The 24130-nt window shown below is 47.5% G+C and carries 14 protein-coding genes; 6 read left to right on the top strand and 8 right to left on the bottom strand.

The window, feature by feature from the left end:
- The first annotated feature begins 110 nt into the window (after nucleotides 1-110).
- From E0496_RS29245 to E0496_RS29225, 5 genes are all read left to right on the top strand, one after another.
- On the top strand, nucleotides 111-2270 hold the full coding sequence (locus E0496_RS29245) for a heavy metal translocating P-type ATPase (protein WP_141505384.1): 2160 nt from the start codon (nucleotides 111-113) through the stop codon (nucleotides 2268-2270).
- Nucleotides 2271-2447: 177 nt separating this feature from the next.
- Entirely contained in the window at nucleotides 2448-3926 is a 1479-nt protein-coding gene (locus tag E0496_RS29240) for a spore germination protein (RefSeq protein ID WP_141505383.1), read from the top strand.
- A gap of 30 nt (nucleotides 3927-3956) precedes the next feature.
- Nucleotides 3957-5168 carry a Ger(x)C family spore germination protein gene (locus tag E0496_RS29235; protein WP_141505381.1) on the top strand — a complete coding sequence of 404 codons (1212 nt, stop codon included), beginning with the start codon at nucleotides 3957-3959 and terminating at the stop codon, nucleotides 5166-5168.
- Entirely contained in the window at nucleotides 5165-5386 is a 222-nt protein-coding gene (locus tag E0496_RS29230; RefSeq protein ID WP_139994129.1) for a hypothetical protein, read from the top strand. The genes E0496_RS29235 and E0496_RS29230 overlap by 4 nt, the downstream gene beginning before the upstream one ends.
- A gap of 28 nt (nucleotides 5387-5414) precedes the next feature.
- The gene (locus E0496_RS29225; RefSeq protein ID WP_141505379.1) at nucleotides 5415-6518 is read left to right on the top strand and encodes a GerAB/ArcD/ProY family transporter; all 1104 of its coding nucleotides are present in this window, start codon (nucleotides 5415-5417) and stop codon (nucleotides 6516-6518) included.
- A 228-nt stretch (nucleotides 6519-6746) separates the two neighbouring features.
- Here the strand turns inward: E0496_RS29225 and E0496_RS29220 are convergent, their stop codons facing one another.
- The 5 genes from E0496_RS29220 to E0496_RS29200 all read right to left on the bottom strand — a co-directional run bounded on the left by E0496_RS29220 (nucleotide 6747) and on the right by E0496_RS29200 (nucleotide 13852).
- Nucleotides 6747-8348, bottom strand: coding sequence for an ABC transporter substrate-binding protein (locus E0496_RS29220; protein WP_161601629.1), 1602 nt, complete (start codon nucleotides 8346-8348; stop codon nucleotides 6747-6749).
- Between the two features lie 79 nt (nucleotides 8349-8427).
- The gene (locus tag E0496_RS29215; RefSeq protein WP_141505375.1) at nucleotides 8428-9339 is read right to left on the bottom strand and encodes a carbohydrate ABC transporter permease; all 912 of its coding nucleotides are present in this window, start codon (nucleotides 9337-9339) and stop codon (nucleotides 8428-8430) included.
- A 22-nt stretch (nucleotides 9340-9361) separates the two neighbouring features.
- Nucleotides 9362-10345 carry an ABC transporter permease gene (locus E0496_RS29210; RefSeq protein ID WP_479680880.1) on the bottom strand — a complete coding sequence of 328 codons (984 nt, stop codon included), beginning with the start codon at nucleotides 10343-10345 and terminating at the stop codon, nucleotides 9362-9364.
- A gap of 133 nt (nucleotides 10346-10478) precedes the next feature.
- Nucleotides 10479-12116: a sensor histidine kinase gene (locus E0496_RS29205; RefSeq protein WP_141505374.1), complete on the bottom strand. Its 1638-nt coding sequence runs from the start codon at nucleotides 12114-12116 to the stop codon at nucleotides 10479-10481.
- Between the two features lie 95 nt (nucleotides 12117-12211).
- Nucleotides 12212-13852 (bottom strand): response regulator transcription factor, encoded by a 1641-nt coding sequence (locus E0496_RS29200; protein WP_141505372.1) that lies wholly within the window; start codon nucleotides 13850-13852, stop codon nucleotides 12212-12214.
- 1347 nt (nucleotides 13853-15199) lie between these two features.
- Here E0496_RS29200 and E0496_RS29195 point away from each other — a divergent pair.
- Nucleotides 15200-18877: a glycoside hydrolase family 9 protein gene (locus E0496_RS29195; protein ID WP_141505370.1), complete on the top strand. Its 3678-nt coding sequence runs from the start codon at nucleotides 15200-15202 to the stop codon at nucleotides 18875-18877.
- 461 nt (nucleotides 18878-19338) lie between these two features.
- Here the strand turns inward: E0496_RS29195 and E0496_RS29190 are convergent, their stop codons facing one another.
- From E0496_RS29190 to E0496_RS29180, 3 genes are all read right to left on the bottom strand, one after another.
- Nucleotides 19339-22125, bottom strand: a complete 2787-nt coding sequence (locus E0496_RS29190; protein WP_141505368.1) for a glycoside hydrolase family 3 C-terminal domain-containing protein — start codon at nucleotides 22123-22125, stop codon at nucleotides 19339-19341.
- A gap of 268 nt (nucleotides 22126-22393) precedes the next feature.
- Nucleotides 22394-22996, bottom strand: a complete 603-nt coding sequence (locus E0496_RS29185; RefSeq protein ID WP_141505362.1) for a TlpA family protein disulfide reductase — start codon at nucleotides 22994-22996, stop codon at nucleotides 22394-22396.
- Between the two features lie 118 nt (nucleotides 22997-23114).
- Complete coding sequence (locus tag E0496_RS29180) at nucleotides 23115-23798, bottom strand: prolipoprotein diacylglyceryl transferase (protein ID WP_141505360.1); 684 nt, start codon at nucleotides 23796-23798, stop codon at nucleotides 23115-23117.
- Nucleotides 23799-24130 lie beyond the last annotated feature (332 nt).

Below are 24130 nucleotides of genomic sequence, written 5' to 3'. Positions count from 1 at the left end.
CTCCCCTCATCTTTTCCTGCCCAATTGGAGAATCTAAGTTTGACATAAATTGTGGAATCGCATATCATATGATCAAGTGTTCATGTATTGTTTTGAAAGGTGGCTTACGTATGAACGAATATCGCATTAAAGGACTCTCCTGCGGCGGCTGCGCCTTGCGGATGGAGGAAGAAATCAAGCAGCTTGAGCATGGCGCAAATGCTAAGCTTAGCTATAATTCCGGTAAATTAACGGTAGATTCCCAAATTTCCATGAACGACGTGAAAAAAATATTAAAGTCCGACAATGCCTATATCGAATCGGGAGCAGAGTCCAATACCGCTGTTGGACAGCATGACCATGACCATGACCATAATCATGGACACAGCCATAGTCATGAAGGCCACGATCACAGCCATGAAGGCAGCAATTCGAAGATGCTTAACCTGCTCATTGTATCTGGCGTTATCTATGCAGCAGCCTTGTTGCTCGATGGCTTGCTCGACAAACAAGCGGTTATTCTCCTTTATTTAATTGCCACCGTTATAAGCGGGTACACCACGTTTCTACGGGGACTCAAAAACCTTTTTCGACTAAAGTTCAATATCGATACGCTAATGACGATTGCTTTGGCCGGCGCAGTCGCCATAGGGGAGTGGAAGGAAGCAACGCTAGTCGCTATATTGTTTGGACTAAATGAATTGCTGGAAGGCTACGGCATGGAGAAGGCCCGTCGTTCCATGGAAACCTTGTTGCAAGTCGCACCTAAGGAAGCTGTAAAGTGGGAGAACGGACAGGAGACTGTCGTGCCGATCTCCACGCTTCAAATCGGTGACTTTGTCAAAATTAAACCAGGCGAGAAAATCCCCTCCGATGGTACGGTGTCCGAAGGAAGAAGCTCCGTCAACGAAGCAGCCATTACGGGCGAATCTCTTCCCGTAGAGAAAGAATCCGGCGAGCCCGTATTCGGCGGCAGCATAAACAACGAGGGCCTTCTAATTGTACGTATAGAAAAAGCCTATAAAGATTCGTCTCTGGCCAAGATTTTGCATCTGGTTCAAGAAGCGCAGGAAACCAAAACGCCTACGGAGCTCTTTATCAATAAGTTCGCAAAGTATTATACGCCGCTCATTATGATTGTTGCCGCACTTGTTATGGTTATTCCGCCCCTTCTCCTCCAAGGAGACTGGAAGTCGTGGTTCTATCAAGGTTTGTCCGTATTGATCGTCGGTTGTCCTTGTGCGCTCATTCTTTCTTCGCCGATCGCCATCGTGTCAGGCATTACCCGCAACGCCCGCAACGGCGTACTCGTCAAAGGCGGCGTGTTCCTCGAGCAGCTAGGCAAAATTGACGTGCTGGCTTTTGACAAAACAGGAACGCTTACAAAGGGTGAGCCTCATGTCGCCCAATTGGAAATTTATGACGAATTACGATTTTTCCAAGCAGCTGGGGCAATCGAAAAATCTTCTTCCCATCCGCTAGCGAAAGCGATAATGAAAGAATTGGAAAGGCGCAGCGTTGCAGTGCCTGATCCAGATGAGATCCAGACGCTAACAGGGCGGGGAATCAAGGCCAAAGTCAACGGTCATCCTTATTGGCTCGGAAATGAAAAAAGCATTGCTCATATCGCAATACCGGAGCCTATTCAGAAGCGGATTGATGAACTGAAGGAAGAGGGGCTAACGTTAGTTCTCGTAGCCGATGAGCAGCAGGTACTTGGCATGTTCGGCATCGCCGACGAAATACGCGAGGAAAGCCGGTCTGTTATCGCAGCCTTGCACAGGCTTGGCATCAAGAGCACCATCATGCTGACTGGCGATCATCAGAAGACAGCAGAGAAGGTAGCTTCTGCCGTCGGTGTATCTGATTTTTATGGAGGCCTACTGCCAGAGGATAAAGTAAAGCGGATCAAGGAACTATCCACAAGCCATACGGTCGCCATGATTGGAGACGGCATTAACGATGCGCCTGCCCTTGCCTCCGCGCAGCTCGGCATTGCGATGGGCAAAGGAACGGATAGCGCGATCGAGACAGCGGATATCGTGCTCATGCAGGATCATTTAGGCAAGCTTCCTGAAGCGATCTCCATCGCCAAAAGGGTTAATCGGGTCATTCGCTTCAACATCATTGTCTCACTCGGGCTAAAGGTCATTGCCCTGCTGCTAACCATTCCCGGCTGGCTTACGCTGTGGATTGCCATTCTCTCCGATATGGGAGCAACGATATTCGTTACGCTTGTAAGCTTGACGATCTTAATCGAAGGGAAGAAAAGGGCAGGTTTAAGTAAATAAGCACAAAGCATTAAACCGTTAGGGTTCCCTGACGGTTTTTTTCTTGTCCACTCGCCAGATGAGCAGCGCATAACCTGCCGCATGATGCACCGCTTATACATGGATAATTTTTCACTAAGCAGGAAAATATAAGAAAACTAAATCCATTGTTTAATTTTCCGATTGGCGAGGTGACTTATGACACAGTTTACGATAGGAGAAGGCGTCGAACATGTGCCTGCCGATCTGGAAGCATTCACGAACCACTTGCACGGCGCCTTGAGCGACAGCCCCGATATCGTCTATCGAAGCATTGTGATCGGCGGAAATAAGGGCGTCATCGTCTACATTGAAGGATTGGCAGACCCTAGGCTAGTTCTGGAATCCATCCATGATGAATCTCCTTTATGGTCTGAATCTACCGGTTCAACAGCTGTGGAAGATAACTATACAAGGCTTCAAGAGCATGCGATTTCAGAAGGAAAAGTCGAGGAGGCCCACTTGCTAGGCCTTGTCATCTCAGCATTATTATCGGGGAATACGATTATTTATCTGGAAGGCATGAGCTCAGCCTTACTTGTCGGAACAGAAAACCTTAAGCAAAGAGCCGTGCAAGAGGCAAGCTCACAATCCGTCGTACGTGGTCCACGGGAAGGATTTACCGAGTCCCTTCGCGATAATACCTCGCTGGTCCGCCGCCGGATTCAAAACCCGAAGCTTCGCCTGCAGGAGCACACGATGGGTGAGGAATCAAGGACTAAGGTAGCCATCATGTTTATGGAAGGGAAGGTAGACCCTGACGTCCTGCTGGAGCTGAATAAGCGTCTGAAACACATCTCGCTGGAGAGTATTTTAGAGAGCAATTACATTGAAGAGATGATTCAAGACCAACGTTATAGTCCTTTTCCGACGGTATATAATACCGAACGGCCGGATATCATCGCTGCCGCGCTGCTGGATGGACGGATTGCGATATTCGTAGAAGGAACACCCTTCGTATTGGTTGTTCCCGCATTGTTCCTGCATTTCTTCCAATCCAGCGAGGATTATTACCAGCGCGGTGACTTCGCCAGCCTGGTACGATTCCTGCGCTACATCTGCTTTGCCATTGCTCTCCTTACCCCGTCCTTTTATATCGCCATTACTACCTTTCATCAGGAAATGATCCCGGCTAATCTGCTTATGAGCCTGATCGGGCAGAGGGAAGGCATCCCGTTTCCTGCTTTTATAGAAGCCTTGCTCATGGAGGTTACCTTTGAAATTTTGCGCGAAGCCGGCATCCGGCTACCAAAGTCGATCGGTCAATCCGTCTCCATTGTCGGCACACTAGTCATTGGTCAAGCAGCGGTCGAAGCCGGCCTGATCTCTGCGGCAATGGTCATTGTTGTATCCATTACGGCCATTGCCAATTTTGCGCTTCCTACCTTCAATATGGGAATTTCCGTTAGGATGCTTCGTTTTGTGCTCATGGCCATTACAGCTTCATTCGGTCTATTCGGCATGTCGATTGCATTAATTATGCTGGCACTGCATCTATGCAACCTGCAATCAATGGGTATCCCTTATATGACCTCCTTTGCACCCTTCCGCTGGTCGGACCAGAAGGATGCGCTGCTGCGACTGTCCCGTCCCGTCATGAATAAATACTTCGGACGCTCCGGTAAGAAGGATTACTGACAGAAACGGAGTGCGGGGAGAGGTGTAGTAATGTTTATATTCAGAAAAGCAATCTGGCTTCTGCTTATCCTGCTGCTGATTCTGCCAGGGTGCTGGAGCCGTAAAGAGCTCAATGAGCTGGCCGTGGTAGCTGCCCTGGGCGTGGATACGCATAAGAGCGGCTTTCTGGTAACTGCCCAGGTCATTAACTCCAGCGAGATCGGCAAACAGCGAAGCTCAGTGGGGGCTACGCCTGTCGTCACCTACCAAGCCGTAGGCATTACAATTCCGGATGCCCTTCAGCGGGTATTAAGCCAAGCGCCTAGACAGCTATACTTATCCCATCTGCGGGTACTGGTTCTTGGCGAGGCCTTAGCCCGCAGTGGAATCAGCGACGTTCTGGATTATGTCTCGCGAAGTCCCGATTTGCGAACGGATTTCTTCATGCTGGTTGCCCAGCACTCTAAAGCGAGGGACGTTCTAAACGTGCTGACCTCCTTTGAGCCGATACCCGCAAATTCCCTGTTCTCGTCCATATTAGTCTCGCATAAGAACTGGGCGGCAACAGGAATGGTTACGCTGCAGCAATACATTACCGAGCTGGAGCGCGCAGGCTCCAACCCCATCTTATCTGGTGTCAGGGTAATCGGAAGTCAAGCTGTAGGCTACTCCAGCAGCAATCTAAAAAAAATTAATCCCGATGCTCAGCTTCAGCATGCGGGGATTGCTGTATTCAAGAAGGATAAGCTGGTAGGCTGGCTGGAAGAATCCAAGAGCAAGACCGTTAACTATATTCTAAATGAAGTATCCACTACGATCGGGTATGTGCCTTGCCCCGGTAGCGAAAACGAGGTGGTTGGCATTGAAATCTTCAACTCGGATACTAAGATGGACGTTAAACTGGATCAGCGAGGAATTCCCCAGTTTACAGCCTATATTCATGTGGAAGCAAACCTAAATGCGGTTCAGTGCGCAATTGATCTAAGCAAGTCCAAAAATATTGACTATATACAGAATCAATTGAAAGAAAAGCTTGAAGTGGTTATCGGGAACAACATCCGAGATGTTCAGACGAAATACGGCGCAGATATCTTTGGTTTTGGCGAAGTGCTTCACAGGGAATATCCGAAGGTATGGGCAAAATACCGCAATAATTGGGATACGCACTTCAAGACGATGAGCGTCCAGATCAAGGCCTTCGTTGCCGTCCGCCATATCGGCTCCATTATTCAGCCTGTTCGAAGGGAGATCCATCAACGATGATCTGGAGCGTCTTAATCATGGTGTTCCTTCTGCTGGTACCGCTTATCGAAATGCCTTATTTGAAAGGCCTCCAATCCCGGCGCGACGTCCTCGTCTTCCTGCTTATATGGGGAATTGCACTGGCAGCCATCGCAGCGGAATGCTTCGGAATTCCGCTGCCAAAGCCGCTGGATTGGATTCGCGTTATGACAAATCCAATCCAATCGTTTATGCCGTAACCACGGAGAAGTAAGGAGTAGACAGCCGATGAAGAAAACCGAAATCGCCGCCCGACAGTTTTTTATCCTGACATTCGGATTGACAGTTGGCACCTCTGTACTCGTCACGCCTTCGGGACTTGCTTATGTCGCTAGGGAGGACGCCTGGATCGCTTCACTTATCAGCTTGGCCATTAACCTCCTTATGGTCCTGTTGTATATAATCATCATGCGGCTGTATCCAGGAAAAACGTTGTTTGAAATCAACGAGCTCGTCTTCGGAAGATGGATCGGCAAAGTCATCACGCTGTTATATCTCTTTTATTTCTTAATCCTAGCGGGGACGCTAATCGGCAATCTTGGTTTTTTTCTCACGAGTGAAATTTTACAGGAGACCCCGATACAAGCCGTCCAACTGTTGTTTCTAGCGGCAGCCGTCATGTGCGCCCGACTCGGGATCGTTATTTTGGCGCGTGTAGGAGAATTAATGTTTCCCTGGATTATCTTTTTCTTCGTCCTGCTGGCCCTAGCTCTCGTGCCTCAAATTGACTGGAATCATATCCGGCCCGTGCTGGAGGACGGCTGGGCGCCTGTTCTAAAGGCAGGCATCCACACGTCCATGTTTCAAGAATTGATCGTCATGATGGTCCTTGCCCCGATGGTCATGAAACGCAAACCGGGAGAAACGGCGTATTGGTCAGGCTCCCTGCTTGGCAACGGTCTCCTATCGACGCTAGTCCTGCTCAGCGTGCTTATACTTGGAATCGAGCAAACGGCGAACAGTACCTTTCCCGCCTTCGTTCTGGCTAAGACAATTAATATCGGCAACTTTATACAGCGACTGGAGGGCATTCTTGTTACCTTATGGGTGATGACCTTTTTTATCAAAACGACCCTGCTGTTCTTCTCGATCCTGTCAGGCATCAAAACGGTTTTCCATTTGAAAAGCTATCACTCTCTCGTGTATCCGATTGCCGTTCTGTTCATCGTAGTCGCATGGAATACTTATCTTAACAGCGTATATGTCGCAGATATCATTCAGAAGGTCTGGGCTGGCTATTCCATGATCCATCTGCTATTTATTCCTGTTCTCCTCCTAGCAGCAGGCTTTATTCGGACCAAGCTTGCAGGAAAGCAGGACAAAAACATATAGAGACCGCCTCCCTACACTTGCCCAGCAGGAATCATCCGCATAACGGCTATTGCCCCCAAGAGGTAACATAATGCGATGCGTAGCTGACAAATGTGTACATTAGCTTTTCCGGTCTCAATTCAACATCCCAATTCTTCTAATGATCAACTATTTGTAAAAGTTCGCACACGTACAGATAGCAAAGAGTCCCCACTTGGAGACTCTTTGACCATCTCATTTCACCAGCTTCTATTTCTTGTTCTCTGCCCACCAAACATTAATTTGTGATTGAAGCTCTTCCTGAACTTTCTCAAGCCCTGCCGCTTTCAGCTTTTTGTTTCTCTCTTCAAGCAGCTTCGTTGGGTCTTTGACAGCCCCCGTATAAATCAATTTGTATTCCGTAACGACGGCTGTAATTTGTGTTAGCTCATTTTTGACCTTCGTATCGTCGAATACAAAGCCCATTAACGGGAAGCGTGTAGCTTCATTATTGAACTTTTCCCAGTTGATATAGAGATCATCTGGCTGTCCCGGCTTCAAATAGTTGATCATTTGATTACCTATTACCCAGAATAGCGCCGTCTTGCCATAGCCTGAATCCGCAATCGGCTCGATACGATTCTCACCGATCTTCTTATAGTGCTTGCCCTCAATTCCGTTAACGAACAAGTTAATGACGTAAGGGTCTGTGTGCAGGTAGTTCAAAACCATCATCGCCCGTTCTGGATCCTTGGACGTTCTGGAGATAGCGAGCATGGAGCCTGCAGCCAGATCCGTCGTAACGATCGGCTCTTCCACAACATGCGACACATATTCGTATTTGTTATTATCCGCAATTTGCGCTTCAATATCAGCGCCTGGCTTCCATGGGGCTGTTTGCATCCAGATCTTGCCTTGTCTCCTTAAATCGCCAACATCCGTTGTACTAGTTCCTGCATCGGAATTGATATAGCCTTTTTCATAAAAACGACGGAACATTTCGATTTCGTTTTTGTTCAGCTCCACAATTTCAGGATCTAACACCGATTTAATCGTCATATCAAGTGACTTGTAATCTATTAAGAACAACGGGGTTTTCGCAGGAGTTGGTCCGATTGGCCGGAAGTTGGAATTGGTCTCATACATCACGAGGCCACCGCCAAAATTGCCTGATCCGCCATTAATATATTGGTTGATCATCCCAGGCTCTTCTTTCTTAAACTTCTCGTACCAAGGCTCTAGATCAATGACTTTATTAATTGAATCTATCGGAATATTATATTTGTCGACAATATCCTTCCGGTATGTGAAAGCCTTGCCCTGCGTAATCTCCTTGTTGGTCGGAACCGCGTATAGCTTGCCTTTCAGGCGTGGAGCTTCCAGATAGAGCGGATTAATCAGCTTCTTAATGCCTTGACCGTACTTCTCTAGGAGATCATCCAGTTCGAGGTAAGCACCCTTGGACGCATTACCGAAGAAATTAAGCCATGAAGCACCGAAGACAAGGTCAATCTTCTCCCCGGTATTCATCATCAGCTCTGTCCGGCTCTTATAATCGCTTGGGGCAATTGGCTGGAGCGAGACCGTAGCATTAATTTTTTCCTTAAAAAATTCATTCAGCTTCTCTTCAATTAAAGCATCGTCTTCCTGCGGAGTACCGAAGTAGACAATGGATACCTCATAAGGAGCAAGCTCGGGTTCAGCAGATGGGGCATTCGTCGCCTTATCCGGCTCCGGCGTTTTTTCCGCGTTTGTCGCGGCTGGCTTGTTTGTCGGTTTTTCGTTCCCATTGCTGCTTGAACACGCTTGCAAAAATACCGATAGGACGAGTAGCATAGCAAGCATTAACATGACCGTTTTTTTCTGTCTCATTTCTATTAACCCTCCTGATAACTGATTTATAATAGCTGACCTTAGGCCGTATAGCTTCAGGTCATTACTACCGAACATTCTAACCTTTGACTGCACCTACCGTTAAGCCTTTAACGAAGTATTTCTGGAAAAACGGATAAATCAGCAGAATCGGTCCCATACCAACTACAGCCATCGCCATCTGCAGTGATTCATTCGGCAGATCGCTCATCATCTGCGGGTTCTGCGCAGCCAGCTGCACATTCGCCCTCATAAACTGAACATCGTTTAAGACACGCATCATGAGGTATTGCAGCGGATACTTCTCCTCGGTGCGAATAAACATGAGCGCATTAAACCAGTCATTCCAAAACACGATTGTGCTGAGCAGTGCCATGGTCGCCATTACCGGCAAAGAAAGCGGAAGGACGATGCGGATAAAAATAAGCAATTCTCCACCGCCGTCGATGCGGGCCGACTCAATTAACGCCGGATGGATCGTCGACTGGAAGAAGGTTCGCATGATGATGACATTAAACGGAATAATGAGCAGCGGCAAAATCAAAGCTGCATAAGAATCCAGCAGGTCGATCGTTTGCGTAAACACGATATATTTACTAACGATTCCTCCGTTGAACAACATGGTGAAGAAAAGAACAAAGGTAAAGATACCGCGGAACGGATAGTCCTGCCGGGATATTGGATAGGCATACAAAGCCATGAAGATGACACTCAGAATCGTGCCGACTAAAGTGATGCCAATGCTTACCGAATAGGCGCCTACAATGGTTGAATAATCTTTGAACAAGCTCTCGTATGCGATCCAGGACAGCTTCTCAGGGATAAAGCTGTAGCCTCTGTTCAGCAAGGAATCATTATGAGTAATTGATACGATAATTACTAATATAACGGGCAGCACACAGGCTAAGGAAAGAAGTATAAATCCAGCGTTTAATAAAACATTCGTTAGCGGGGTAATTTTATTTTCCCGACGGCTGGTTTGCGAGCTCATTGTCATCACCTCTGCTTATGGCCTAGAAAAGGGCCTGGTCTTTATTGATTTTGCGCACCGCCGAGTTTGTCAGTATGACCATAATGAAGCCTAAAACGGATTGCACAAGCGCCGCTGCGGATGACATTCCAATATCATTCAGCTCCATGAGTACCCGATAGACATACGTGTCGACTGTGTCGGTTACCGGATACAGCGCTCCCGAATCCATTGGCACCTGGAAGAATAAGCCGAAGTCGGAATTAAACACATGCCCCATCGACAAAATCGTCATGATGATAATAATCGGTTGGATCGACGGAAGCGTAATATGGAAGATCTGGCGCCATTTCGATGCCCCGTCAATGACAGCAGCCTCGTAATATTCCGGATCAATGCCGGCTATCGCCGCAATGTAGATAACCGCTCCTATGCCGACGCCTTTCCAAGCGTTTACTAAAGTTAGAATGTACGGCCAGTAAGCTTGCTCGGAATACCAGAACACATGGTCTTTACCCAGCAGCTCGAGCACCGTGAGGTTCAGAAAGCCTTTGTCCGGATTTAGGAAGGCATACGTCAGATAGCTAATGACGACCATTGATAAAAAATAAGGCATAATTATAAAGGTCTGATACCCCTTCGCCAGCAGCCGGCCACGAAGCTCATTGATGGCAACGGCAATTGCCACCGATAAGCCTAGGTTGATAATCATAAACGCCAGACTGTACAGCACCGTATTTCTAGCTATCCGCCATAGCGATCCGGAAGAGAAGAGAAAGGTGAAATTATCAAAGCCTACCCACGGGCTTTTCCAAATGCCATCGATATAATTCATATTTTTAAATGCGATGAACACTCCGAACATAGGCAGATAGTTATTCAGAATCAGCACGATCAGGGTGGGCAGCATCATCATCGTCAAATATCTGTACTTCCAGAGCAAATGAAAGAATAACGCCGTCCCGGATTTTGAATGGCTCCGCAGGCTTGTGCCTTGAACCACTGTTTTTCCTTTCAATGTGTCCACCTCCTTCCTGTTGACTTTAGTATAGATTGGCGCCCTCTTCCTGACGATGATCTATTCCTACTAGAGTGTGATGTAAAATAAACACGTTAGCCTCAATCAAAAAAAGGCTCCAGCCAGCAGCCAGAGCCTTCGTTTAGATGATTTTTTCTTGCATAGGAAGATTGATGATCGCCACGATCCCCCCGCCTTCCCGCCGCTCATAACGAAGACGGTAAGCCTCGCCAAAATGCAGCTGGATGCGCTGATGGACATTTCGGATGCCGTACCCCTTGTCGTTGGTATCGCCGTTAACGATGGTATCCAGCCGCTCCATATCGACTGGCAGGAAGCCGTTATCCTCCACCGTCATTTGAATTTCCTTGTCCACGCGCCGGACCCCAATCCAGATTGCGCCTTCGCCGTCCATGCTGCTGACGCTATGAAAGATAGCGTTCTCCACGAGCGGCTGCAAAATAACTTTAGGCGTCATATACATGGCCAAGGATTCGTCAATCTGCCAAAACACCTCAAATTTGCCCGGATAACGCTTCATTTGAAGCCGGCTGTATGCTTTCACATGCTCGATCTCTTCAGCTATGGTAATGATCGACTTTCCTTTGCTCAGCCCGATTCGCAGCAGCCTCGACAAATCCTTAACCATCTCGCCAACATCGGTGTTCCCGCTGTCCAGCGCGTACCAATAGATGGAATCGAGCGTGTTGTACAGCAGATGCGGTGTGATTTGCGAATGCAGCGTGGCAAGCTCATTCTCTTTTTGCTTAATTTTCATGCCGTAGTTCTCTTCAATAGAATGGTCTAATCTCGTCGTCATTTTCAGAAATGCCCCGTACAAAATGCCAAACTCATCGGAACGCAGCAGCTTCTGGTCCATATCCAGCTGCTTTCCGGGCTCGTAGATTTTGGTAATGGACACTAGTCGAATCAACGGCGTTACGATAATTCGAAGCAAATAGAGAACGAAAATAAGAACAAAAGCCAAGTAAACCGCGGATAAGATCATTATGGTCCATTGAAACACCGTTTGATTGCCCGTAATGGAATCCAGCGGAATTTTATAGATCAGCCTGGTGTTGAACGCGGAACGATGGGAGTACGCATACAGCCATTTTTCCCCGTCCTCGCTTGCAAAATAATAGCCGTCCCCACGGCCCGCGGCCCCCTTGGCGATATCCGCCATCCGTGAATCCTCCGGTCCCGCCTTCATCAACTGCTCATTCTGATCGTTGAACAAATAGATCCCTGCATTTTTGGGCAATTGTACGGATATGATGTCCCTAGTCAGCAGCACCTCAAGCTTGGATACGACAAGAAAGCCAATGGACTCTTCATATTCCTCAGGGTTCAGTATACTCCTCATAAAGCTGACGGTTGGCATCCCGCTCTCCGATGGCAGCAAATGAAGCGTTCCGGCTCCACCCTCCTGCAAGGCTCGCTCCGCCCACTCCAGCTGCTCGGCAATCTCCTTGTTGAAGTATTTAAATCCTTTAGTCTTATGCGAAAGATCAAAGGGCGTGCTCTTCTCCGCCGTATTCATCATATACAAAGTGTATTCGGTACCGTCCGAGGACCAACGTTCCAGTATGGCATCAGCTTCTCTGATCTGTCCAAGCGTTTCAATGTTCGTCCAGAAGCCGTATTGCTTGGAATCGCTAAAAAAATGGTTGTCCAGCAGCGTGATTGTTCTGTCATTGACCGACGACAACGTTTTTTCAATCGTGACATGGTTTTGCTTAGCGAGCTGCAGCGTCGTTCTGCCTACTTCGTCCCTCATCGAATCCGAAGCCTTGTATGCCGACACCCAGCCTACAACAAGGCATGGCCCCACAATAAACAGAGCAAACGCTAGCGTGACTTTATACTTGAGCTTCAGCCCAATCCCCCCTGGCCTTCTTTTCGATATTCCGCGGGACTGATGCCTGCATACCGCTTGAACATGCGGCCAAAATGCTCCGGAGACTCATAGCCGACCTCATAAGCCACCTCGTACCGTTTCTTGTCAGTTGTGGCAAGCAGATGCTTGGCCTCGTCGATGCGAAGCTCCGTCACGTAATCCCACAAGTTTTTTTTCATTTCCTGTTTAAATAAATAGCTTAAATAAGCGGTGCTGAAATGGACTTCATTCGCAATATCCTGAATTTTCAGCGCGGGATTTCGGAAATGCAGTCGGATGTAGCCGGTGATTTTGGCAAGAATCGTCTGATCCCGTTCCTTCACGAGCAAATGGACAAGCTTAGCCGTCTCCTGAATGTACTCGCGCAGCCTTTCAATCTTCGCTGTTCCTGATGTATTCCGGAAGTAGGCGTCAGGGTCGAACCGCTGCAGCGAAATCCCGTTCGCGGTTCCGTATTCCAACATTAAGCCATACAGCCGGTAAACCAGCATGCCGAAATAGCTGTTGAACAGCTCCTCCGATGTGGCCAGCTCCGTTAGCGGCTTAATGATCGGCTCCGTATCGATCGGGAGCGGCTTTTCGAAGCCGGCTTTTAGTCCCTGCATGAATTCATCGACTCTAGCCATCCACTCGACGATGCTCAAATTCTCCTGTGCCTTTACATCCTCATAGTAAAACACCTGATTACTCGGGTGCAGGTTTTTCCACTCTGCTGCCGTATTGGCTTCCTCCATTAGCTTGGGGAGCATGAAGACATCCGAATGCAGCGTACTCATGCCTACGGTCGTCTCCACGTTTAAATATTGCTTTAAGTTCATATGAATCATCTGCCCGATGAGATGCAGCTGCGATTTGACGTTGAAGCGCTGACCAGACACCTCTTGCTCGTTTAATTGAATAATACCGATTAGCTCGTTTCCGAACCCGTTGAACGTTAATCCTCTCCACTCCGACAAGCTTTCATCCATAATATTGATCGATGCGTATTTCAGCAGCTTACGGTCCTGCAGGGTGATTTCCCGATTGCTGAAGCCGCCTTGATTTAAGCCCAACCGAATCGAAACCACGCCGAGATAATGGCCTTGGATTTGTTCGCCAAGCTCGGCGATCAGCTCCTTGTAATCCCTCTTCGTCAGGTTCCTCTCCGTTACAAGCTCCATCAGCAGTTCATTGCGGCTTAACGATGCCGATTTTTCCTTTTCCCGCTGCCACTTAGAGAGCTCCAATGATTTCTTGCCAATTTCCTCTTTCTCATTCAGCACCTTGCGGACCACGCGCAGCAGATCCTCCTGCTCCACGGGCTTTACAAGATAGTCTCTGGCGCCTAAGCGCATGGATTTCTTGGCAAAATCGAACTTTTCATGGGCGGAGATCACAATGACTGGCAGATGCGGCTGCTCCATATAGATCGTTTCCATCAGCTCGATGCCGCTCATCCTGCTCATTTGGATATCCGTAAGCACCAAATCGAAGCTGTCCATTCTTAAATAATCGATGGCTTCGAATCCGTTCAGCGCCGTCTCCACAAACGTAATCTGCAAATCCGAGCCAAGCAGAAAATTTTTAATTCCCATGCTCACCCGCGGCTCATCGTCTACCACCAGTATTTTGTACATATAGACCTCCGCTCCCAGCTGAATGCCATGGATTCATTGGCTGCTGAGACTCAGCGCCATTCTACTCTTACAGTTTAATGAAGCGGCATTGCCGTTGCGATGATCTATTCTAACCGAAATGTGATGTAATCAAGGAACTTCTGCTCAAGCTGCGTATGTTCTGAGTTGTTGGAGAAAGATAGGTGAATGAAAGCGCTTAATTTCATTTGATAATGTGAGGATTTAAAGAAGCCAACTGTGACACGAATACGGTCTGATCCCGATGTTCCTCTATAGATTAAAGCGCTGGCTTCAGCTTGGCTGCACTAACTATATAAGCTCAACTAATGAGTTTAACCTTAATAAGTCTCTGAAAGCAGGATTCCATACGGACGCAAAGTCGGTCAATATTAGTCCATTTGTAATTGGGGATTTCCTTCAAAAACAATTTTGAATCATGCTACCGCCTTCAAACAAATCTAGCCCAGCGCCTTCAAATGGACAGCTTTCGGCTGAATTTTGGAGAAATAGATAAGTCGAACGAAAAAAATAAAGTGTATGCGAAACGAGAAGATCGATCTGAAGGAATGAAATGATTGCCTTAGTAGCCGGATTCTTACCTTTACATGTCTTAGTCGAACTAAGAATCTGGCTGCAATCGAGACCCATAGAATGATCTACTCTCGCAACGACCAAAACGAGAAACTCTAGTTCAACTTATATTAAAAATAACCTTTCAGCATAAGGACTGACAAAGGTTAGCCATTGCGGCAAACCTCGACGGTATTCCTAAGTAATACTAAGTATTGTTGCATGCTTCGCAAATTTTACATGAGGAATAACGCCCATCATCTCGAAACTATTCCTACTTGTAACCATTTTATTGGATTCAATCCATTTGTACAATGAAAGGAATTTAAAACTAGCTGCAGGAGGTAGGTATGGAGCGTGGAGAGGAGCTGCTGCCGGAAACCAATACGGATTTGGAGGCCGATTATGCCTTTATGCGAAGCTTAGATCGGAGCAAACAACAGAATGTTTAGTTAGCCGCCTAAATCTAACAGCAGCTATAATGGCAGCAAAAGTGATTGGAGCTTCCCATCCATTCACAATTCTGCTTATACCGTTGCAGCATCGAGCCATGCCAGCCTAGTCGGTCAGTTCATTCTCCTTTCTTTTTCCAAAATGAGTATATTAAACTGGAATTGATCACAAAAAGCTGAAATTACATCATAGAAGCAGCAGGCTACATCTCTTACAATCTATATGAAAGCGTTTACAAATAAAGGTGGAGGTGGATTAGTGATAGGCGGGATGCTCAGGCATTTCGAATAGGCACGATGAAATAAAAAAATGGAGGAATGAAGGATGTTAAGAAGCTCTCGCATAAGCCAAAGTCTCAAGACCGCTTTATATTGGAGTTTAGGAATCATTTTGCTATTAAACTCGCTTGTACTATCGCCTGTCCCCTCTTCCGCGGCGGTAGCTCCACTGCCGGGACCGAGCAACCCGCTGCTATACGATGATTTTAACGGAGGCGGAGCGTTTAAGCTGAATTGGATGAACTGGTACAACCAAGCTGGAGGCACTGGTACCTTCACCAAAGCAACCGTAGATTCCCGAACCGTTGGCAAGTTTGCACAGACCCCGGCAACGAATGCTTCATGGGCAAAGTTTCAGCCGTGGAATGAATCCGTAAATCTATCTGGCTACCGCTATTTGAATTTCACGATGAAAAACCCCGGTTACGCCAATTCCCTTATTCGGATTGTCATTGGCGATGGCACCAGAAACTACAACCTGACAAACAATTTTGTGAGTGTACCCACCGATTGGACCGTCAGTCAATTTGATCTGGATGCTCTAGTTCCAGCCATCAACAAATCTAAAATTAACATTGAAATTTGGCTCCGGCAATCTGGCGGATTATATGGCGAAACGCTTATTGATGAAATTTCCGCTACAACCGGCTCTAGCGGGACCGCTCCAACACTGACAAATACGACGCTGGCCACAAATTCCGGATCACTGAGCAACCAAAATACGCTGTTCACCTTCCACGCAACCTATACGGATCAGGATAATGAAAAGCCTTATGTAATGCATCTGGTCCTTGACGATAAGGCGTACGAAATGCGGGAGATCGACAATGCAGACACAAATTACACCAATGGAAAAGACTATATTTATCGAACCAAGCTACCCCCCGGGAACCATTCCTACTACTTCCGTACAACCGATCTTACCTCAAACGAAGTTAGAACAACAACACAAGCCACACCTGTCGTTATCCACTCAGAGCAGGTCGTTGATGTCGTCGTCAGCCAAGCTGGGTACAACGCCAATGATTTTAAAAACGCCAAGGTTATTTCTTCAATTCCTTTAACTGACACCTCCTATGAGGTTTTAAAAGGCTCTACCGTTGTCACTTCGGGAAGCTTGACCTATGATGGCTTCATATGGGACAAACATGCATACACCATTGATTTCTCCTCAATAACGGAAGCCGGAGACAATTATTCGATAAAAAGCAACGGGATATCCTCCTTCTCCTTCCCGATTCAACCCAATATATGGGATGGATTCAAAGACGAGATGACCGCTTTCTATCGTCTTCAGCGTGCGAGTATAGCTACCTCAGACGCTTATCCACCCGGCTACAGCAGCGTCGCGCCCTCTGCCAAAATCTTTCATCCAGCCGGCCATCTCGATGACGGCGGCTCGCTATATGATCTAACTGGCAGCTGGTACGATGCCGGTGACTATGGCAAATATGGCGGCAACCAGTGGGTTGGCGCGCAAATTGCGCTTGCTTATCTTCGCTACTCCGATTCAGCCAGCGTCAAATATGACATAGATAACAACGGCATTCCCGATCTCGTTGATGAAGCAATTTTTGGCAGCGAGTATTTGGTTAAATTCGCTAATCAGTTAGGCGGTGCGATGTATAATTTGGGAAACAACGCAGGATTTATTCATCCGCATAAATCGACGGATAATATTCGGGGCACGGCTGATGACCGGACCATTTCCGGAATCGGTGTTGGTAGTTCCGCCAAATCCGCAGGAACGCTTGCCGCCACGGCACGCGCCATTCGTACCGCTATTGCAAAAGGCGACATCGCCTCTGCCAAAGTAACCGCACTTACAAGTTTCGCCGATGCTTGCGAAGCAGCAGCCGTTACTTTTTATGACTATGTCGTGGCCAACCCGGGTCTACCACACGGTTCCTATGAAACTATTGGACAACTCCCCAATGCCAAGCTGCTTGCCGATGTAGAACTCTACCTACTGACCAATGAGAGCAAATATAAAGATGCTGCCACCACCAATATTAACACGCTGGCCTTTAAGGATTTGTACTCAACGAACTACTGGGATATGCGGCCCATGTCGCTGGCAGAATTTTATCCAGTAGCAGACACCACGACGCAAGCCCACATCCAAAGTCTGCTCAAGCAGCAGGTTGATTATTTCCTGTCCAACACTGACGATACACCTTACGCCGTTTTCAACCAATTTTCTAACTTTGGGGTCAATGAACCGCATGTATCCTATTTAGGGGATATGCTGAGATATTACGAGCTATTCGGCGATCCCGCTGCCCTCCGTGCCGTTCTCAAGGGCATGTACTGGGTCTTTGGTGAAAATCCTTGGAATATTAGCTGGGTTTCAGGAATCGGCTCGAACTTCGTGAACTTTCCGCATACACGCTATGATGAGGAAGCGAATACCGCCACTGCTCCTGGCGTTGTACTGCCAGGAGCTATGGTGAGCGGCCCTAATATGAAGGATACCAGAAACAAAAAAAGCGTAAGCCCCTGGTATGAAGACCGTTCAGTGTATTTGGACGACTTAGGCCAGTGGAGATATAACGAATTCAGCATCAGTATACAAGCCGGGCTTTTATATACGATTATGGGCCTTAGCGCAACCGATACTTCCCAGTCAAGCGGGGGGACCGAACCGACAAAACTCCCGATTTTATCCCCTGTTATCGGTGATTATGTTCGCGGCAATGTCACCATATTCGCTGATCCGGCAACTAGTCTGAACGCGATCGAATACGCTACTGGCACCACATACAGCCCAATGACCGTATCCGGCTCCGTGTATTCCGCTACAATCAATGAGAGCCTGTCTGCACCTTACAGCAATAAGATCATCCGAATAAGAGGAACCGAGGCGTCTGGCAGTCATACTTTCAGCCAGACTCACTATACGGTTGCAGCACCGCTGCCTGATACCTCAACACCTCTGCTTTATGATGATTTTGATGGGAAAGGCCTTTGGGGAGCCACAGGCGGCAGTAGCGAGTGGGTCAACTGGTATAACCAAAATGGAGGAACAGGAACATTCTCGAGATCGACCGAAGGCATTCGGAAAATTGGCAAGTTTACACAAACGCCTACCTCCAATACCTCTTACGCCAAATTTCAGCCATGGCATGACGAGTTTGATCTATCCGGCTACCGATATTTGAACTTTGCCTTAAAAAATCCTGGTTACACAAATTTACGGGTGAAAATCGAGCTGTCTGACGGCACAAGAACCCATAGCCTGACGGGCGGATGGGCCACCGTACCAACGACATGGACCGATTTGAAATTAGACTTGAATGGGCTCCCGTATAGCGTCAATAAGAAAAATGTGGTGCTGTCGATTTGGCTTATGTCCACTAACGGCACTTATAGCGAGCTTTACATTGATGATATAACAGCTACAAACAGTGCTACCGGAAGCGCGCCCACTTTAACCTTAGGCAGCGTGGATCAAGCCACCGGAGATAAGGCTACGAATTTCACGTTTAACGTCACCTATACGGATGCGGATAATGAGGCGCCTTTCGCCATGGAGCTTGTACTCGACGGTGTCGTTCATTACATGAAAGCAGTGAATGCAAGCGACACGACTTATTCCGACGGCAAAGCTTACACTTACACAACAAAGCTGCCGCTTGGCATCCATTCCTATTACTTCCATACGACCGATACCTCATCTGACGCAATAAGCACAGCCGTCCAATCGGGGCCTGCTGTTAGTTAGCTAGTCGATCATTCAGACGATCCCAGCAACTTCAAATCATAGCGAACAGAATAGGGCAGTTTCTGCCCTATTCCTCGATATGATGCGTGTTCAGTTCTCTGGAAATAAGTTTCACTCAAAAAGTTCTCTGCGGTCGCATAGCAACCAGACCTTGGGCAATTGGACCAACTAACGTTCTGAATTTTGTGATTTCCCCAGCAGCTAACTGTTCGGCCACCTGGACGAGATCCTGAGGATCATCAACCTTGCTGCTATCCTTCTTCTCAAACGAAGCTCAATATTAAGCGGCTTAAGCTCATAATATAACCCCTCAATAGGTGCCAATGCCTGCGTTATTGACAACAACATCGATTCGCCCGAATGCTTCAATGGCTTGTACTATAGCTGGATTTACATAATAGAAGTAACAAAAGCCGGTATTTCCTACGTTAGGAAATACCGGCTTTTAAGTCTATCTATTCTTACACTTGTTTAAATTCAATCCATTCAATCTGCAAGCCCGGTTTCACGAAGTCTAGTTTCAATTCATAAAGTCCTGCTTCCAGCTCGAGTTTCACAAGCTTCTGTTTAATCCACTTGCCTTCCGTCCCATTCGTCTGAATAGTAGTCATCAGTTGATCATTCAGCGTGACGTTACAAGCGCTTTGAGCCAGTTCAGGCTCCGGCGACATGATGCTGACAATGATCCGGTATTGGCCGGCGTGATCCACTTTCATAAAGGTCGAACCGGCTGCTGCAGGTTTCACCTGAGCATTTTCGGAAAGAACCTGTGCTTGCTCTGATGATAGTGCTGAATTTGCCTTGAAGGCTTCTACCGTTTCGATAATCTCCTGCTTTCTAGAGAAGACCGGTGCGTGCATGATGAACTCACAAATGTTTATGGCGGAGCGTTGAAGTTCGCTTCGTGTCAACGTACCATCCGCAAGCGACTCGATCGTATTATCATCCCAGCCATTAATCTCCGCCCCGTAGTTAGGCACAACCATGTACAGGTCGTTTTGCGCACGAACCATCCAGTTTGTGAACTTCCGGTCAGCGGCGCCTCCATGGACAACATCATTCATAATGGCCCACCAGTCCGTCATTACAATGCCTTTAAAGCCCCATTCGCCGCGAAGAATCGTAGTGTTCAAATCATAATTGGAAGCCGCCCAATGCCCGTTAACCGGATTATAAGAGGTCATAATCGAGTTGGCGCCGCCTTGCTTCACGGCAATTTCAAAGCCCTTCAAATAAATCTCCCGAAGCGCGCGCTCCGATACGATGGCATCTACCTTGCTGCGGTGCTTTTCTTGGTTGTTGCAGGCGAAATGCTTCAGCGTAGCGTTAGAGCCGCCCTTCATAATGCCTTGTGTGCACGCTGCGGCGAATACGCCCGAAATAACCGGGTCCTCCGAAAAATATTCAAAGTTGCGCCCATTAAGCGGGCTGCGACGGATGTTCAAGCCGGGCCCGAGCAGCGTGTCTACGTTGTTCCTTACCAATTCCTGGCCTTCCATGACATAAAGCTCCTCGACCAGCTCCACATTCCAAGTGGCCGCAAGCAGGGTACCGATGGACACCTGAGTAGCCTTCTGTCCGCTATCCATCCGAATGCCGGAAGGTCCGTCTGACGTACAAGCAACCGGGATACCATAATTGAACAGTCCATCGCTCACCCCGCCGAAAGCCGAAGCCGTTCCAGGAGTAACGAGCGGACTGCTCATGCCTTCTCCTCTGACGATCGCGGCCAAATCCTGGTCGCTGAGCTGGGCGATGAAGACTTCCATGCTAATATTCCCGTGGTAGACATCTCTTAACAGGTACCCTTGATTACCGGTTTGCTCAAGCGCTGTAGGCAAATTGGCTTCAATCCGCTCTGCTAAAGAAATAGCACGCTTCGGCACCTCTACATAAGTGAGCTCATATGAGCCGTCTTCCTTCTGGCTACCTGGCTTCATTCTCGTAAAGCTTTCCGTCGGCGCCATCGCCTCTTGCAGCTGCTCCACCACTTGAAGAGTTTCCACGGAATAACCCTGTTGCCCTTGAACGCCAACTTCTGTTAGGCTTTTGACACTGGTTCCCGCAAAAATACGGTAAGTTCCGGCTTCCAGCACGTAAGCGGAAGGATGTCCCGTGACACCGGCGTCATCATAAGAGGCCATGGCATGCACTGGGAAGCTGACCGTAAGACGCTGCGATTCACCTGGCTGAAGCACCTTTGTTTTGCCAAGTGCCGCCAAAGCTCTAGCCGGCTGCCCCAACTTGCCTTGCGGCGCTTCGTAATACACTTGTACAACCTCTTTACCAGCATAAACAGATTCCGTATTCGTTACCGTTACGTCAATTTCAACGTAGCTCTCGCCTGCCTTAGTGGACAGCCTAGCTTCTTGCGCTTCTACGCTAAATGAAGTATAAGATAAACCGAAACCAAACTCATACTGCACGTTATCCGGGCAAAATGTCTCAAAATAACGGTAGCCGACATATATATCTTCCTGATACAGGTTTTTAAATTCATTGCCGTAATTGCTTGTCGACGGGTAATCCTTGATCGAATAAGCGATCGTATCGGTTAATTTGCCGCTCGGCGTCACTTCTCCGGCAAGCACATCGGCAATCGCATTGCCGCCTTCCATTCCCCCATGCCAAGAATAAATCACGCACGGAATCGGGTGCGCATAGCTTTGGTCGTTCATCCAGCTCATATCTATAATGTTCGATACGTTAAGTACAACGACGGTTTGCTCAAAATAAGCCGTTACCTGCTTCAGCATCGCTTTCTCATCTGCAGTCAATTGGTAGCTTCCCGGCTCGTCAGCATTATCCTGGTCTTCTCCTGCCGTACGACCGATCACAATAATCGCTTTACTCGATGTTTTTCTTGTTTCCGCCACGAGCTCGTCCGTTAATGCCATTTCCTTCTGGTGCCAAGGCTCTGCTGCCCAGCCGCCTCCGCCGTTATCAAACGGATTTTGTTCAATCCATTTCTCATAAACAGCCGCCAACTCTTCGTTAACAACGATATTCTTTTTACTGCGAAGACCATCCAGTAAGTTGGTCGTATAAGCCACATGAACACTTCCGCCCGAGCCTGTACCGCTGCGGTAGTAATTCACTTGGGTTCTGCCAAATATAGCGACATTCTCGCCATCTCGAAGCGGAAGCACCTGTCCTTCATTTTTTAACAATACCGCGCCTTCTGCGGCTACGGTTCGGCTAAATTCAGCAAAACCTTCCAATGGTACGCCTACGTTTTGTGTACTCAAGTTGTTTCCTCCTGATATTCATATCCAAATCTGTTGCCGGTTCTATAAAAAGGCAGCTTGCCCTTCTCGAAAATTCTCGTTTTCCGCGAAACCGTGCATGTTCCTCCAAAAGAATCACTTTTCAAGGATATAAGCTATACGATTAATATACAAGTACGGCTCCGGAAAAAGCAAAATCAACGGCTTCTTCCTCCTAAGCACAAAGGCTATTTCATTCCAGCTTAGTAAATATAAAAAGCCGCAGGGAGCGGCTCCCTGCGGCGGCGAATCAGCTTCTCAGCAGAAGCTCATCAATGACCGTTTTTAATTCTTCCTCGTACATCGTGCCTAACTTGCGGTGGGCTATTTTCCCATTCTTATCGATAAAGATAGAGACCGGAAGAGCCGTCACCCCGTATTCCTCCGCCACTTTCTTATCCGGATCTACCAATGTGGTCACCTCATAGCCGTGCTCCTGCATAAAGCTGCTCACCAGCTTCTGATTCTCGCCCACGCTAACAGCCAAAACAACCAAATCCTTATCTTTGTAAAGGCCCGTCACCTTGTTAATATCGGGCAGCTCCTTCTTGCACCATTTGCACCAAGTGGCCCAGAAGTTCAGATACACATTTTTGCCTCGTAAGTCTTGGAGATTCACTTGATTCCCATCTAGATCCGTCAATGTAAAATCAATCGAATCCGCCAGCGTAGCTGAAGCATTAAGTATACTGCTTACCGGAATCGGACTATTTGCGGGTTGTTCAACCACGATTTGCTGTACGGGCTCGCTAGTTTCCTTATCCTTACTGCTTACACGTTGCTGATTCGTTGTATAAATAACAAACAGGAACAGCAATATCGCTGCGCCTCCGATGAGAATGTTCTTTTTCATGGGGTTAACTCCTTATAATCGTTAAAATCACTTACAACCTAATAAAGTCTTACCTTTTGAAAAAAAAGGGCAGTCAACCGACCGCCCTTCTCTCAAAATAGTAACCCTAGCCTAATTCCTAGCAGCCTTCTTCGCAAAATTCTTCAGATGTCGAAGAGGAAGACGACGATGAAGAAGATGAGGATGAGGTCACCGCCGGTGTCACGACTTTAACTTCTTCCTTTTTTGTAAACGTAATGGATTTTTTACTCTCTTCTTGCACGGCAGGTGCAGCAGTAGCTGGTTGTGTGTTTTCCTTCGTCACAATTTTAGTCTCCTGTACTGGCTTTTCTGTTGCAGTCGGAGAACTTACCTTAGGTGTGCCTGTACCCGTTTGATTAGCGGGTGCACTTACTGCAGGCGCTGTCGATGCTTGCGGCTTTTCTTCAGCCTTATTTGCAGCAATGCCTGCTGCATTCGTTTTCGCTTGGGTTTGCGTGTCTTTCTTAACAGCCGGTGCCGTAGACGGTTCCAGTTTGACCTCTTGAACGACTGCAGCCGTGGTTTCTTTAACTGTCTCTGCTTGATTTTGGGCAGTATTAACAGCACCAGCAGCTTCTACTAGAGCCTCTTTAACAGCAACTTGCTCTTCTGCCGGAGGCTGTACAGCATCAGAAGCAGTGGAGACAGGTTCCGGCGTTGCTGTGACTTGGTCGCTTGTCGTATTTCTCTCGTCTGCCTTCTTATTGGCAGATACAACGGCATAGGTCAAGGCCAAAAAGGCTACTGCGGCAATAATGACGAATAATGATAGCTTTTTCATAAATAGTTAACATCCCTTTCGCTCAGATTGAGCCTCTTTTGTAATCCAACGCAAACCTTGCTCGTTTTTGGGCTTCGGTTCGCGTGTCTAAATAAAAAAAGAGATACAAATAGGGTGCACATTCGCACGCCAATCGTATCTCTGGTGGTCCAGTCGATGATTTATCCTCAGATGCCGTCATCGAGCACTTCATCATTGAGTATGTATCCTCATTTTAGTAGCACCTCAAACGGATGTCAATGGTTTTTATGTTTTTCCCATTGTTTTAGTCGGAATTAGAGTGCATCTAATTTATCTCCTGCTGCTCTGTTTGTTAAAAGGGAAAGAATGGG

This window comes from Paenibacillus luteus (assembly GCF_006542765.1).
In the GTDB taxonomy this organism is placed as follows: domain Bacteria; phylum Bacillota; class Bacilli; order Paenibacillales; family Paenibacillaceae; genus Pristimantibacillus; species Pristimantibacillus luteus.
This window is presented reverse-complemented; position numbering and strand designations above follow the sequence as displayed.

Excerpts from the sequence above, each read along its gene's own strand:
- E0496_RS29245 (WP_141505384.1), top strand. The coding sequence starts at position 111 with ATGAACGAATATCGCATTAAAGGACTCTCCTGCGGCGGCTGCGCCTTG.
- E0496_RS29240 (WP_141505383.1), top strand. The coding sequence starts at position 2,448 with ATGACACAGTTTACGATAGGAGAAGGCGTCGAACATGTGCCTGCCGAT.
- E0496_RS29235 (WP_141505381.1), top strand. The coding sequence starts at position 3,957 with ATGTTTATATTCAGAAAAGCAATCTGGCTTCTGCTTATCCTGCTGCTG.
- E0496_RS29230 (WP_139994129.1), top strand. The coding sequence starts at position 5,165 with ATGATCTGGAGCGTCTTAATCATGGTGTTCCTTCTGCTGGTACCGCTT.
- E0496_RS29225 (WP_141505379.1), top strand. The coding sequence starts at position 5,415 with ATGAAGAAAACCGAAATCGCCGCCCGACAGTTTTTTATCCTGACATTC.
- E0496_RS29220 (WP_161601629.1), bottom strand. The coding sequence starts at position 8,348 with ATGAGACAGAAAAAAACGGTCATGTTAATGCTTGCTATGCTACTCGTC.
- E0496_RS29215 (WP_141505375.1), bottom strand. The coding sequence starts at position 9,339 with ATGAGCTCGCAAACCAGCCGTCGGGAAAATAAAATTACCCCGCTAACG.
- E0496_RS29205 (WP_141505374.1), bottom strand. The coding sequence starts at position 12,116 with ATGAGGGACGAAGTAGGCAGAACGACGCTGCAGCTCGCTAAGCAAAAC.
- E0496_RS29200 (WP_141505372.1), bottom strand. The coding sequence starts at position 13,852 with ATGTACAAAATACTGGTGGTAGACGATGAGCCGCGGGTGAGCATGGGA.
- E0496_RS29195 (WP_141505370.1), top strand. The coding sequence starts at position 15,200 with ATGTTAAGAAGCTCTCGCATAAGCCAAAGTCTCAAGACCGCTTTATAT.
- E0496_RS29185 (WP_141505362.1), bottom strand. The coding sequence starts at position 22,996 with ATGAAAAAGAACATTCTCATCGGAGGCGCAGCGATATTGCTGTTCCTG.
- E0496_RS29180 (WP_141505360.1), bottom strand. The coding sequence starts at position 23,798 with ATGAAAAAGCTATCATTATTCGTCATTATTGCCGCAGTAGCCTTTTTG.